Origin of the sequence: Pantoea sp. B9002, assembly GCF_013385945.1 — a bacterium.
GTDB lineage: Bacteria > Pseudomonadota > Gammaproteobacteria > Enterobacterales > Enterobacteriaceae > Pantoea.
The window spans coordinates 51543-64997 of the sequence record NZ_JACAPA010000033.1 but is presented as its reverse complement, the minus strand read 5'-3'; the positions used below and the strand labels follow the sequence as shown (position 1 = coordinate 64997).

Genomic DNA, 13455 nt, shown 5'->3' with positions numbered 1-13455 from the left:
AGGATTTCCCGGCGTTACATGATGTTTCAGTCCGGTAAGACGCTGCCATCATAGTGAGCGGCATGTTAATTAACTGTGAATGCAATCACAGATTGGAAACGGTTACACTGCGCTATCGCCTGAATTAGTGACCGACTCCACAATTTGCCGCTGGGCGACAGAATGGCGACGCACCAGCGTGGGCATAAAGCAGTGTGTAGCCAGCTGATCCAGCTCGCCTGCGGCACCTTTAAGCGCTAACTCAGTGGCGAGTTTCGCCATAGAAACAATAGGATAGCGGACCGTGGTTAACTGCGGATCGGTGTAGCGGGAGATGGGAATATCATCGAAGCCAATGACAGAGAAATGCTGCGGAACCTGGATGCCGTTGTCCTTTAAAGCGGTCAATGCACCCGCCGCCATGCCGTCATTGTAGGAAAACACCGCTGTTAAATGTAAGTTACGGCCCAGCAGTTCCACCATCGCTGCTTCGCCGCCTTGCATGTCAGGTTCAGCATGCGCAATCCATGACTCCTGCGGGCGAATTCCCTGCTCTGACAAGGCCTGCAGCCAGCCTTCACGCCGCTGCGTCACATCCTCAATCGGGTGGCTGGAGCTAAGAAAGCCGATGCGTTGATGTCCCTGTTGTAACAACATGCGCGTTGCTACCTGCGCGCCGGTGACGTTATCCAGGCAGACGCAACGGTGTTCATAACCGGGAATTGTACGGTTAATCAATACCATACCGGGAACCTGATCCATAAACTGCGTCAGTTCGGCGTCTGAAAGCGTTTTCGCGTGTACCACCAATGCGTTACATCGTTGACGTATCAGCACCTCAATTGCGTGACGTTCTTTCTCTTCCTGATGCCAGGAGTTACTGATTAACACGTGTTTATGCACGCGCTGCGCTACGGTATCAACCGCTTTCACCAGCGCGCCAAAGAAGGGATCGGAAACATCCATCACCACCACGCCAATGGTGTCACTGATTTGCGTGGCCAGCGCCTGCGCGTTAGCGTTCGGGCGATAGCCTAACGCGTCAACGGCGGCCAGCACGGCTTCACGGGTATCGGCGGTGACTGCACTGCTGTTATTGAGCACACGCGACACGGTGGCTACTGACACACCGGCCTGACGGGCGACATCACGAATCGTTATCATGCAGCTGTTCCACAGAGGCTGAAAATGCGCGACAAGCGCGTAACGGCGCTATTCTGTCAGGGCACATGGAACGACTACGTGAATCACGTCACAGCAATGAAAACGGTTACATACAATTCTGCAACCTTTGTGATGAACATCATTATCTGAGCGAGGAGGAAGGGTCAGGTTTTCCCGCGGCAAGACGCGTCAGTTTGCGCCAAATCCACTCCATTGGGCCTTGCGGGAAGACGCGCAGCCACAGCACGGAAAACAAGATATTTACCAGCCAGATAGCCGGTACAAAGGCCAGCAGCTGCAGGCGATCGAACTTGAGGAAGAGATCAAAGCGGTAGAACAGCGTGGTGCAAATCAGCGTCTGTAACAGGTAATTGCTCAATGCCATGCGGCCAACGCATTGAATGGCGTAGCTGATGCGCGTTGACGCAATTTGCGGCCAGAATCCCAGGCAAAGCGCGGCATAACCGAGGCTGATAAACGGGCTGGCAAGATCGCGCGGCACCTGCAGGAAAAAGCCGGTCCAGCGGAATTCCCAGCCAATCATCCACTGCGCGGCGATGCCGGGAATGGCGATCAGCCAGCCGATGGTCAGCAGCAGCGCCGCCGAACGGCGATAGTGCTGCACGCTAAATTGCCCGCTGAGCCAGCCGCTGCGCATTAATGCCGCACCAATCAGCATCAAACCCGCCAGCTGCCAGCCATATTGTGATGCCAGCGCCATCAAGCCGGATGACAGATGATCCAGCCGGTTCTGCACCGCTTCCCAGCCGCCGAGCAGTTTCCAGTAGCTCTCATATTGCAGATCCGCTGCACCCGGCAGCCAGGATCGCGTGGGATTGGGACTGGAGACCGCGCCGAATATCAGCAGCACGCCGCAGCCGACCAAATAGAGTAATGCGCCGGTTTGTAACAACGCGCGGTCGGACGGCACATCACGCAGCATGCGCCAGATAATCAGCCCAATCAGGCCGTAATCCAGCAGGATGTCGCCTTCCCAGAAAAAGATGCCGTGAATGAAACCGAGCAGCACCAGCAGCGTCAGGCGCGCCGACATCCAGCGGCTGCCGCGCGGCGCCTGCATGTAAAGGCCAGCACCAAACAGCAAGGCAAACAGCGTGAGGAATTTCAGCTGCGCCAGGCCATCCATGATCGCCCACGTCCAGGCTTCGGATGTTGCAGCCTCGCCGCGCCACGCCGGATTGAGATAGGCGGCCGATGGCAACGCAAAGCCGACAATGTTCAGCAGCAAGATGCCGAGAATGGCGCAACCACGAATGAAATCCAGCGCGAGATAGCGTTGCATCGAGTGCCCTGACGGAGAGAGGAAAACGGGCGACAGGCTGTCGCCCAAACAGATTAGCTGTGGCGAACCGCGCGCAAAAACTCCTGACGCGTGTTCTGGCTGGATTTGAACAGGCCACCCAGCGAGGTGGTGGTGGTGGCGCTGGTGGCATCTTTCACGCCACGCGCTTTCACGCAGTAATGCACTGCATCAATCGATACCGCAACGTTATTGGTACCGAGCAGCGTTTGCAGCGCCACCAGCACTTGCTGCGTCAGGCGCTCTTGCACCTGCGGACGCTGGGCAAAGAACTGCACGATACGGTTGATTTTCGACAGGCCAATCACTTTCTCTTTCGGGATATAGGCCACGGTGGCTTTGCCATCGATAATCACAAAGTGGTGTTCGCAGGTGCTGGTCAGCGTGATATCACGCACGGTCACCATCTCATCCACTTTCATCTTGTTTTCGATGACGGTGATTTTCGGGAAGTTGGCGTAATCCAGACCTGAGAAAATCTCATCCACATACATCTTGGCGATGCGGTGCGGCGTCTCCATCAGGCTGTCATCTTCCAGATCCAGGTTCAGCAGCTGCATGATTTGCGTCATGTGGCCGGCAATTTCGCGTTTACGCGCAGCGTCATCCATTTCACGCACCGGAGCGCGTAACGGTGTTTCCAGACCACGCGCCAACAGCGCTTCGTGAACCAGGGCGGCTTCCTGACTTAAGGTGCTCATTTACTCTTCTCCGACAGGTGATGCGCCCGCGGGTTTTCGCCCACGGGGGAAATTCTGAGCGCGTATTGTGAAATACTCCGCGCCCTTAATCCAGTAATCATTCTGATAAGCTTTTCATCACGTACGGCGACGTAAAACCAGCATTCCCGCAAGGATTAAGCTGGCGCCCGCCACCCACAGCGCCGGTTCCAGTTGATGCCACAGCATGCTGGAAATCCACGACAGCAGCGGACCACCTAGTTGCCCGACCGCATAACCGGTGGTGAGCAAACCGGCAAGATAGCGCGCATGCTGCGGTGCCAGCTCACGCCCATATTGCAGCGTCAGTTGCACCACGCACAGGAAGCCGCCGCCAATCAGCGCTGCGCCCAGCATCAGGCCGTTTAATCCGGGCAGCACAATCGCGGCGATAACGCCCAACGCCTGCGCCCACAGCACCATGGCCAGACGCACATGGCTGCTGCCCCAGTGACGCGTCAGGATGCCTAACACAATGCCGATCACCGCCGCGCCACCAAACACCGGCCAGACAAACTGGGCAAAGGCGCTGTCAGGAAAACGCGCCGCCGCCATTTGCGACATAAAGGTGGCGGGCAGAATGTAGCCAAAGCCGGCGAGGCTGTAGCTCAGTACCAATCGCTTGAGATCGCCATTCAGCACCAGCGGCGATGCAGTTTGATCGGGGCGATGTAACTGGCCGGTACGCGGCAGGAAACGCGCAATCGCGGCAATCAACAACAGCGCCAGCAAACCATAAGCCGCCCACGCAAAGGCCGCGCTGACACCGCTGGCGTGCAGCGCCACGGCCAGCATGCCGCTGATAAAGATGCCGGTGCCGGGCCCGGCAAACACCGCCGCCAGCAAGCCTGGACGTCCATGATGATGCAGCTGATCGCTGGCCCATGCCGCCAGCAACACCATCGCCCAACCGCTGGCCCAGCCAATCAGGAAACGAATCAGACCATGTAACCACGGACCGCTGACGCAGGCCGAGAGCAGCGTTAATATCACCGCGCCCCACACGCCCGCCTGTAAACGCCACTCGACGCGGTTGCGCGCGCGCATCGCATCAAACGAGCCAAACAGATAACCGAGATAGTTGAGTGCCGCCACCAGACTGGCGCTGGTGAGCGTCAGTTGATGGTCATGAATCATAAGCGGAACCTGCGGCGTGAAAGCAAATCGCCCAATCCCCATCGCAACCACTAAACTTAAGAACGCGCTAAGCGCGACACGAAACGCCATACCGACCTCAGGATGTTTTATCACTTGTCACTAGCATGCATGACGTTTAAACTCACGGAAAGTGAATAATACTAACCAAGTTGTTTACGAGAAGAGAATATGGATTTAGTACAGCTCCGCATGTTTTGCTCCGTGGCCGAATCCGGTTCGCTGGCCCGTGCCGCCGAGCAACTCCATCGCGTACCTTCCAATCTCACCACGCGTCTGCGCCAGCTGGAAGATGAAATTGGCGTTGATCTGTTTATTCGTGAGAAGCAACGCATTCGCCTGTCGCCGATGGGCCACAATTTTCTTAACTATGCGCAGCGTATCCTGGCATTGAGTGATGAAGCGCTGAACATGGCGCGCGCCGGTGAGCCGGGCGGTAACTTCGCACTGGGTTCGATGGAGAGCACCGCCGCGACGCGGCTGCCTGCCCTTTTGGCGGCCTATCACCAGCGTTTTCCGGCGGTGGAGCTGTCGCTGATCACCAATACTTCCGGTGAAATCATCGACAAAGTGCGCGAAGGCACGTTGGCCGCCGCGCTGGTGGATGGCCCGGTGGCGCACGACGATCTCAACGGTTGCATTGCCTTTAATGAGCAGATGGTGCTGATCACCAGCCCGGAACATGCGCCGATTGCCAGCGCGCGCGATGTGCAAGGCGACACGCTGTTTGCTTTCCGCAACAGCTGTTCCTACCGCACCAAACTGGAAGCCTGGTATCGCGAAAGCCAGACCGCGCCGAGCAGCGTGATGGAGATTCAGTCCTATCACGCGATGGTGGCCTGCGTGGCCGGCGGCGCGGGCGTGGCAATGATTCCCGCCTCGGTGCTGGCGCAAATGCCAGCCCGCGCCCGCGTACAAGAGCATGCGTTACCACCCGCTTACCGCGATACCGCCACCTGGCTGATGTGGCGGCGCGATGCGTTTACGCCCAACGTTGAAGCGCTGAAGTATTTGATTATTGAACTGTTTGACGATCGCCCGGTTAACGACGAGTTGCGACATCCGCTGCACGTTGCCGAGTGAGTTTCTGTTTTATCGACATCACGACCATCGGGGCCACTTACCCCGCATCTACAGGAAGAGGGATTGCATGAACATGATTAAAACCCGCGCCGCCGTTGCCTGGGCAGCTGGCGAACCGCTGAAAATCGAAGAAGTGGATCTGATGCCACCGCAAAAAGGTGAAGTGCTGGTGCGCATCGTGGCTACCGGCGTGTGCCACACCGATGCTTACACCTTGTCGGGACAAGATCCGGAAGGCGTATTCCCGGCGATCCTCGGCCACGAAGGCGGCGGCGTGGTGGAAGCGGTGGGTGAAGGCGTGACCAGCGTGGCCGTCGGCGACCACGTGATCCCGCTTTACACGCCAGAGTGCGGCAAGTGTAAGTTCTGCCTCTCGGGCAAAACCAACCTGTGTCAGGCGATTCGCGCCACTCAGGGCAAAGGTTTGATGCCAGACGGCACCACCCGCTTCTTCAAAGACGGCAAGCCGATTTTCCACTACATGGGCACCTCAACCTTCTCTGAATACACCGTGGTACCGGAAATCTCGCTGGCGGTGATCAGCAAAGAAGCGCCACTGGAAGAAGTGTGCCTGCTGGGCTGCGGCGTCACCACCGGCATGGGCGCGGTGATGAACACTGCCAAAGTGAAAGAAGGCGATACCGTGGCGATCTTCGGCCTCGGCGGCATTGGTTTGTCGGCGATTATCGGCGCGAAAATGGCGAAGGCCGGTCGCATCATCGGTATCGATCTCAATACCAGCAAATTCGATCTGGCGCGCAAACTGGGTGCAACCGATCTGATCAACCCGCAAGATCACGATAAGCCGATTCAGGATGTGATCGTTGAACTGACCGACGGCGGCGTCGATTTCTCCTTCGAGTGCATCGGTAACGTTAACGTGATGCGTTCGGCGCTGGAGTGCTGCCATAAAGGTTGGGGGGAATCGGTGATTATCGGCGTGGCTGGCGCGGGCCAGGAAATTTCAACCCGCCCATTCCAGCTGGTGACCGGTCGCGTATGGCGTGGTTCCGCGTTTGGTGGCGTTAAAGGCCGTTCACAGTTGCCGGGCATCGTGCAGGATTACCTCGACGGTAAATTCGCGCTGAACGATTTCATCACCCACAACCTGCCGCTGGAAGAGATTAACGACGCCTTTGATCTGATGCATGAAGGGAAATCCATCCGTACGGTGGTGCATTTTACTAAGTAATCAGGAGACGTTATGGCTTCCACTTTGGAGCTGTTAGAAGAGCATCGCATCTTTGGTGGCTGGCAGCAGCGCTGGCGTCATCAGTCGGCGGTGCTGAACTGTCCGATGACCTTCAGCATTTTTCTGCCGCCGCCGCAGAGTGACGCACCGCCGCCGGTGGTGTGGTTTCTCGCCGGATTGACCTGCAGCGATGAGAACTTCACCACCAAAGCCGGCGCACAGCGCGTGGCTGCGGAGCTGGGTTTGGTGCTGATTATGCCGGACACCAGCCCACGCGGTGACGATGTGGCGAACGACAGCGGTTACGATCTCGGCCAGGGCGCAGGTTTCTACCTCAACGCCACGCAGCAGCCGTGGGCGGCGAACTTCCGCATGTTCGATTACCTCAGCGCGGAGCTGCCGGAGTTGGTGGCGGATAACTTTAAGCTGAGCGATCGTCAGTCGGTGATGGGTCATTCAATGGGCGGACACGGTGCGCTGGTGCTGGCATTGCGTCTTGGCGGACGTTTTGCGTCGGCTTCTGCCTTCGCGCCAATCGTCAATCCGACCGAAGTGCCGTGGGGCCAAAAGGCCTTTACCGCTTATTTGGGTGAAGATCGTCAGACGTGGCGTGAATGGGATAGCTGCCTGTTGATGCGTGACGTGGAACAGCGCTTGCCGATTCTGATTGATCAAGGGGATAGCGATCAGTTCCTCGCCGATCAGCTGCGTCCAGAGCGACTGGAAGCGGTGGCGCGTGAGCAAGGTTTCCCGCTGGAGCTACGCATTCAGCCGGGCTATGACCATAGCTACTTCTTTATCGCCAGCTTTGTGGAAGATCATCTGCGTTTCCACGCGAAGCATTTGTTGGTGTGATTGTGCTGGCTGTCGTGCTCGCTGTCCCCCATCCCGGCCTTCCCCCGTAAACGGGGGAAGGAGACGCTGCCACATGCAGCTTCAATACTCACATATGGCAGCATCTTCCTCCCCCATTAATGGGGGAGGACCGAGGAGGGGGACAGCGTGCACCATATGGGGGACAGCGTGCACCTAACTCACTAAATCAACGTCTCCGCCAGCCCGTCGATCATCACTTGCGGCATGCCGCGTGAGCAGTGCTCGATACGGCCGCGCACGCCATACACCTGCGCCAGCGTCTCGGGCGTAATCACCTGCGACGGCTCGCCGTCCGCCAGCAGATTGCCATCCTTCAGCATCAGCGCGTGATCCGCATGACGCAGCGCGATGTTGATATCGTGCACCACCACCACCGTCACAATATTGCGCAGCCGGGTTTCACGACGCACCAGATCCATCACGTGAAACTGGTAGTTAAGGTCCAGCGCGCTGAGCGGTTCATCCAGCAGCAGCAGCTCTGGACGGCGAATCAGCGATTGCGCCAGACCCACCAACTGCTTCTGGCCGCCCGACAGCTGATCGAGATAGCGCATGGCTAAGTGCGCGATGCCGAGCTGCTCGAGCAAATGCATGATCTCCGCTTCGCTTGAGGCGCTATGCAAGCCACCCGACGCGCGCTGCGCCACAATAATCGACTCCAGCACGTGCAGATGCACGCCCGCCGGCAGACTTTGCGGCAGATAAACCACACGCTGCGCCCGACGCGCAAACGGCTGGCTCATCAGCTCCTCACCGTTCAGCCACAGCTCGCCCTGCCCTTTGCCCAAGCCGGCCAGCGCGCGCAACAGCGTCGATTTGCCGCAGCCGTTGGGGCCGAGCAACACGGTGATTTTGCCCTGCGGCAGTTCCGGCACGTTGAGATCGTCAATCACCTTGCGCTTCGGATAACCGGCGGAGAAATGCTTCAGACGTAATCCCTGCTCCATTACACCGTCCCCCGATGACGCAGAATAATACTGAGGAAGAACGGCACGCCGACCAGCGACGTCACAATTCCCACCGGGATGATCACGCCGGGAATCAGGTTTTTCGACGCCACCGAAGCCAGCGACAGCACCAGCGCACCGACCAGTGCGCTGGCTGGCAGGTAATAGCGGTGATCTTCACCAAACATCATGCGCGCAATGTGCGGCGCGACCAGACCGATAAAGCCGATCGGGCCGACAAACGCCACCGCCAGCGCGGAGAGAATACTGATGCGCAGCAGCGTCGCCAGGCGCAGACGACGCACGTCGATACCAAAGCTCACCGCACGATCTTCGCCGAGGCGCAGCGCGGTCAGCTTCCAGCTGCTGAGCATGGAGAACGGAATCAGAATGGCAAAGGCAGCGGTTAATACGCCGAGCTTTTCCCACGAGGCGCGCGCGAGGCTGCCCATGGTCCAGAACACCAAACCCTGCAAGGTATCTTCGCTGGCGATGAACTGCATCATGGAGACTAATGCGTTGAAGGTGAACACCAGCGCGATACCAAATAGCACCACGCCAGAGGTCGAAACTTTGGTCCAGCGCGTCACGCCATCCAGCATTAAGGCGGCAAACAGCGCAAACACAAACGCGTTGGCGGAGATAAACCACTGATCCGGCACGCCGGGAATGCCGATACCGAGGACAATTGCCAGCGCGGCGCCAAAGGCCGCCGCCGACGAGACGCCGAGCGTAAACGGGCTGGCAAGCGGGTTATTCAGGATGGTTTGCATCTCTGCACCGGCGAGGCCGAGCGAGAAGCCCACCACCACCGCCATCAATGCGTACGGTAAACGGATATCCCAGACAATCACGCGCGTGCCCGCATCGACCGCATCGGGATGCGTCAGCGTTTGCCATAAGGTGTCGAGGGAGAGCCCAGCCGGGCCGAGCGTGAAATCAAGAATCACTGACGCCAGTATCGCCAGCACCAGCACGCCAATTAACATCAGTCGCTGGCGCAGTACCTGACGATAACGCGTCATGGTATCGGTTTCGAGGCCGTTTTCCGCCAGCAGCGTGGCGTCCGTGGTACGCATTGTTCTACCCGTTTCTTGTCGAAATAATAACGGCAGCCACAATAGTGCAGGTGATAATAATTATCAATTCAATCTGAGTAACAAAATCCAAAACAACGCGCAATAAATTGCGCCGCTACTATACGTGCACCTTATTCGTAGCGGCGCGATTTATCGCGCAAGGGTATGACTACTCTTTAAACGTCGGGAATTCCATCTCGCTGTATTTCACGAAGCGCGAGCCGCGTGTCAGCTTGTAGCCCAACCAAATAATCAGGAACAGCGGCAGACCAATATAGGTTGCGGCCACGCCATACCAGTCAATGCGGTCAGCGAGGAACGCCTGATAGTTCTGCCCCAGCGTAATGATCAGACACAAAATGAAAGCGAAGATCGGTCCCAGCGGGAAGAAGCCCGAACGGTACGGCAAATCGGACAGGCTGTGACCCTGCGCGATATAGCCGCGACGGAAACGGTAATGGCTGATGGCGATACCCAACCAGGCGATAAAGCCGGTCATGCCTGAAGTGTTCAGCAGCCACAGGTAAACTTCCTGGTTACCAAATTTCGAGCTCAGGAAGCACAATCCCGCCACCACGGTAGTAGCAATCAGCGCGTTGCGCGGCACGCCACCTTTCGACAGCTTGCCGAAAATGCGTGGCGCTTTGCCTTCGCGTGCCAGGTTGAACAGCATACGCGTTGAGGCGTACATGCCCGAGTTACCCGCCGACAGCACCGCCGTCAGAATCACCGCGTTCATTACCGCTGCCGCCGAGAGCAGACCGGCATTCTGGAACACCAGCGTGAATGGGCTGATGGCGATATCGGTGACATCGTTATGCAGCAATTTCGGATCGGTGTACGGCAGAATCAGGCTGATGATCAGAATGGCGAAGATATAGAACAGCAGAATTCGCCAGAATACCTGACGCACCGCGCGCGGAATGTTCTTCGCCGGATCCTGGGATTCCCCGGCTGCGATACCGATCAGTTCGGTGCCCTGGAAGGAGAAGCCGACGATCATCGCCACGCCAATCATCGCGGCAAAACCACCGGCAAACGGCGCTTCGCCCACGGTCCAGTTGTGCCAGCCAGCGTTTTCCGCGCCACGCAGAATGCCGGTGATCATCAGTACGCCAACCACAATGAAGATGATGACGGTGGTCACTTTGATCAGCGAGAACCAGTATTCCGCTTCGCCGAAGCCTTTGACTGAGATGTAGTTGAGCAGGAACATCAGGCCGAGGAACAGTGCGCTCCAGATCCAGCCGGGCGTGTCCGGGAACCAGTAGTTCATGACGAGCTGCGAGGCGACGAGGTCAACGGCGATGGTCACCGCCCAGTTGTACCAATAGTTCCAGCCCAGCGCGAAGCCGAAGCCTTCTTCAACATATTTCGAACCGTAGGTTGAGAAGGAGCCAGAAACCGGCATAAATGCCGCGAGTTCGCCAAGGCTGGTCATCAGGAAGTAAACCATCAGGCCGATTAGCGCATAGGAGAGCAGCGCGCCGCCAGGTCCGGCCTGAGAAATGGTGGCACCCGAAGCGACAAACAGGCCGGTACCGATGGAACCACCAATGGCGATCATGGTGAGATGACGCGCTTTTAATTCACGGCGCAATCCAGGTTGTTGTGTTGTTTTTGAGTCATTATGCATGTGTAAACGCTATGCTGGATAAAAATGAGGCGAGATTGTAGCAGCTAGCCCCAAGCTGTATAGCATTCACGTCGGGTTATTAGTTACCTTCATGATCGGCCAGGAATTATTAGCCACAGCGTGTTCAGCGCTGTGATTATTCACGGCAATACGACAGGAAACGGCTCAAAGCTTTGGACACATGCTTCTGTCGATGATGGATGCGATACAGCGTACGCGTCAGGCGTGGCAATGGGATCGCTACTTCCACCAGCGTGCCGGCTTCCAGCAGATCTTCAATCACCCGCCGCGACAAACAGCTGATGCCCATGCCGTGACGCACCGCGTGTTTAATCGCCTCTGAATTGCCCAACTCCATGCCGAGTTGAAACTGCGGCAGATGCGACAGCAGCAGATAATCAACGATCTCGCGCGTGCCCGACCCGCGCTCGCGCAGGATCCACGGCGCGGCGGCGAGCGCTTCCAGCGTAATCGGCTGTTGCAGGATGGCAGCATCCGGCGCGGCAAACACCACCAGCTCATCTTCCAGCCACGGCTCGCTGATAATATCCAGCTCGTGACAAGGACCTTCGATCAAGCCGATATCGACACGGAAATCCGCCACCGCATTAATCGCATCCTGACTGTTGCCGACGCTCAGCTCCAGCGGCAGCGCGGGGAAGTCGCGGCGATAGGCGGCGATCATGCCTGGCAGCAGGTAATTACCGATGGTGCTGCTGGCGAACAGGCGAATTGCCCCGTTATCTTCTTTAAACAACTGTTCGATTTCACCCGCCTGCTCCATCAAACCCACGGCGCGCGGATAGAGTAAACGGCCATGCTCATTCACCACCAGTCGCTTGCCGACGCGATCAAATAGCTGCACGCCGAGTTGGTTTTCCAAATCCGCTAGCGCGGCGCTCACCGCCGACTGCGATAGCGCCAACACCTGCGAGGCTTGCGTCGTTGAGCCGCTCTTCAGCACTTCGGTAAACACTTCAATCTGGCGCAACGTGATGTGCATGCGGTTTCCCTTATATTACTTATTCTGGTTAATTATAAATATATTATCAATTTTACTTTTATACCAGCGCAGCGCACGCTTAGCGAAGAACAGCATGAGATAAGCACATGGCATAAATCATCGCACATTCCGTAGCGGCGCGATTTATCGCGCAATAAATTGCGCCGCTACGGAATGTGCGCTCTGTAATTTTGGTTTTCGTTCGAACAAATGCCGCCCAGCGAGGAGAAGAATATGGCTGAGTTAAGTGTCAATAAAACCCCGTTTCATCTGCATCACTGGCTGCCGGGTTTGCTGCTGACGGTGGCGATTGCCGGTACCGCGGCGTGGTTAAGCAATCAGCCGTGGTTGGCCGGCGCTGGATTCGGGGCGCTGACGTTAGCGATTATTTTGGGCATCGTGCTCGGCAACACACTGTATCCGCAGCTTGCCGGCGCCTGTGACAGCGGCGTAATGCTGGCGAAACAGCGCTTACTGCGCCTCGGCATCATCCTGTATGGCTTTCGTATTACCGTGCAGCAGATTGCCGATGTCGGTATCAGCGGCGTGCTGATCGATGCGCTGGTCCTCAGTTCCACTTTTCTGCTGACCTGTTATATCGGCATTCGTCTGTTGAAGATGGATCGCGAAACCGTGTGGCTGATTGGTGCAGGCAGCAGCATTTGCGGCGCGGCGGCGGTGCTGGCGAGTGAACCTGTCGTTAAAGCCGCGCCGTCAAAAGTGGCGGTGGCTGTTGCGACCGTGGTGCTGTTTGGCACCGTCGGCATTGTTCTCTATCCGCTGCTGTGGTCGCTGCTTCCAACGGTTAGCGCGGAACATTTCGGCATCTTCACCGGTTCAACGCTGCATGAAGTGGCGCAGGTTGTCGCTGCTGGGCATGCGATGGGCGCCGAGGCAGAAAACACCGCCGTCATTGCCAAAATGCTGCGAGTGATGATGCTGGCACCGTTTTTACTGATTCTCGGCAGCTGGCTGAAACGTCAGCGTAGCCAACGCGCAGAATCATCCTCCGCCGTGAGCTTCCCGTGGTTCGCGCTGCTGTTTATTGTGGTGGCGCTGTTTAACTCGCTGCATCTGCTGCCTGCCAATATTGTTGGCACGCTGAATCAGCTGGCGAATCTGCTGCTGGCGATGGCGATGGCCGCGCTGGGTTTAACCACTCGCTTCAGTGCCCTGAAACAGGCCGGTTGTAAACCGTTGCTGCTCGGATTGGTGATGTTTGGCTGGTTAATTCTCGGCGGCGGAGCACTCAATGTGCTGGTGCAACATTTCATGGCGTAACCGCATCCGCTATGATGGAC

The 13455-nt window shown here is 57.4% G+C and carries 12 protein-coding genes; 4 read left to right on the top strand and 8 right to left on the bottom strand.

Annotated elements, in window-relative coordinates:
• Positions 1-102 precede the first annotated feature (102 nt).
• The 4 genes from galS to HX773_RS16165 form a co-directional block, all read right to left on the bottom strand.
• Positions 103-1143 (bottom strand): HTH-type transcriptional regulator GalS, encoded by a 1041-nt coding sequence (galS, locus tag HX773_RS16180; RefSeq protein ID WP_176972363.1) that lies wholly within the window; start codon positions 1141-1143, stop codon positions 103-105.
• A gap of 142 nt (positions 1144-1285) precedes the next feature.
• Positions 1286-2446, bottom strand: coding sequence for a DUF418 domain-containing protein YeiB (gene yeiB, locus HX773_RS16175; protein ID WP_176972362.1), 1161 nt, complete (start codon positions 2444-2446; stop codon positions 1286-1288).
• Positions 2447-2499: 53 nt separating this feature from the next.
• Complete coding sequence (gene folE / locus HX773_RS16170; protein ID WP_049852430.1) at positions 2500-3165, bottom strand: GTP cyclohydrolase I FolE; 666 nt, start codon at positions 3163-3165, stop codon at positions 2500-2502.
• A gap of 117 nt (positions 3166-3282) precedes the next feature.
• A complete protein-coding gene (locus tag HX773_RS16165; RefSeq protein ID WP_176972361.1) occupies positions 3283-4410 on the bottom strand; it encodes a YbfB/YjiJ family MFS transporter in 1128 nt (375 codons plus the stop codon).
• Between the two features lie 99 nt (positions 4411-4509).
• On the opposite strand from HX773_RS16165, the gene HX773_RS16160 reads away from it, so the two are divergent.
• From HX773_RS16160 to fghA, 3 genes are all read left to right on the top strand, one after another.
• Positions 4510-5421 carry a LysR family transcriptional regulator gene (locus tag HX773_RS16160; RefSeq protein WP_101763711.1) on the top strand — a complete coding sequence of 304 codons (912 nt, stop codon included), beginning with the start codon at positions 4510-4512 and terminating at the stop codon, positions 5419-5421.
• Between the two features lie 67 nt (positions 5422-5488).
• Entirely contained in the window at positions 5489-6613 is a 1125-nt protein-coding gene (locus HX773_RS16155; protein ID WP_176972360.1) for an S-(hydroxymethyl)glutathione dehydrogenase/class III alcohol dehydrogenase, read from the top strand.
• Between the two features lie 12 nt (positions 6614-6625).
• Positions 6626-7468, top strand: a complete 843-nt coding sequence (fghA, locus tag HX773_RS16150; RefSeq protein ID WP_176972359.1) for an S-formylglutathione hydrolase — start codon at positions 6626-6628, stop codon at positions 7466-7468.
• Positions 7469-7650: 182 nt separating this feature from the next.
• On the opposite strand, the gene HX773_RS16145 is transcribed toward fghA, so the two are convergent.
• The 4 genes from HX773_RS16145 to yieE all read right to left on the bottom strand — a co-directional run bounded on the left by HX773_RS16145 (position 7651) and on the right by yieE (position 12154).
• Entirely contained in the window at positions 7651-8436 is a 786-nt protein-coding gene (locus tag HX773_RS16145; protein WP_176972358.1) for an ABC transporter ATP-binding protein, read from the bottom strand.
• On the bottom strand, positions 8436-9515 hold the full coding sequence (locus HX773_RS16140; protein ID WP_176972357.1) for an iron ABC transporter permease: 1080 nt from the start codon (positions 9513-9515) through the stop codon (positions 8436-8438). Before HX773_RS16140 ends, HX773_RS16145 begins: the two co-directional genes overlap by 1 nt.
• 169 nt (positions 9516-9684) lie before the next feature.
• A complete protein-coding gene (locus tag HX773_RS16135; protein WP_176972356.1) occupies positions 9685-11151 on the bottom strand; it encodes an amino acid permease in 1467 nt (488 codons plus the stop codon).
• A 136-nt stretch (positions 11152-11287) separates the two neighbouring features.
• Entirely contained in the window at positions 11288-12154 is an 867-nt protein-coding gene (gene yieE, locus HX773_RS16130; RefSeq protein WP_101763706.1) for a DNA-binding transcriptional regulator YeiE, read from the bottom strand.
• 234 nt (positions 12155-12388) lie between these two features.
• Here yieE and HX773_RS16125 point away from each other — a divergent pair, with 234 nt between their 5' ends.
• Positions 12389-13435, top strand: coding sequence for a YeiH family putative sulfate export transporter (locus HX773_RS16125; protein ID WP_176972355.1), 1047 nt, complete (start codon positions 12389-12391; stop codon positions 13433-13435).
• Positions 13436-13455: the final 20 nt, after the last annotated feature.